Here is a 516-nt window from a genome sequence, read left to right on the forward strand (position 1 = left end):
ATGCGTTGGTTTTAGTGGTTAAGGTGTTATGCGGCGGCTTAGGTATTGCGTGCCTCACACCTTAACAAGGCGTTATGTTGCAGGAGAGAATATGGAAGTTCTGAATCAGCTTTTTCCATCAGAAAGTCAGATGGAAAGGTTAAAATCTTCACCGGAATCAGGTGAAATTCATCTACTAAACCTTTTCAAGTTTAAAGAGAAGGCAGAATATGCAGATGGTCGAGAAACTAATCTAACGGGCAAAGAAGCATATGAACTTTATGGTCAGCCTATGCTTAAGGTTTTGGAAAAGTATGGTGCTGAGGTTGTCTTCTATTCAGAGGTGATTGGTCTTATTCTTGGGCAAGTTGAAGACCTTTGGGACTCATTTGTCATTGTAAAATATCCATCTCGCCAATCGCTTCTTGAAATGACGTCATCCGAAGAGTTCTTAGCATTAAGCGTGCATCGCGAAGCCGGGTTGGCAGGGCAGTTAAACATAGAAACGAAGATACCTTGAGTCACAACATAACAATC

At 41.7% G+C, this 516-nt stretch carries 1 protein-coding gene; it reads left to right on the forward strand.

All coding sequences use genetic code 11. From position 1 onward, the window contains the following. Positions 1 to 91: 91 nt before the first annotated feature. Positions 92 to 499: a DUF1330 domain-containing protein gene (locus VHA02S_RS25120; protein ID WP_038899727.1), complete on the forward strand. Its 408-nt coding sequence runs from the start codon at positions 92 to 94 to the stop codon at positions 497 to 499. Positions 500 to 516 lie beyond the last annotated feature (17 nt).

It is taken from the genome of Vibrio harveyi NBRC 15634 = ATCC 14126 = KCTC 12724 (assembly GCF_001591145.1).
Lineage (GTDB): Bacteria > Pseudomonadota > Gammaproteobacteria > Enterobacterales > Vibrionaceae > Vibrio > Vibrio harveyi.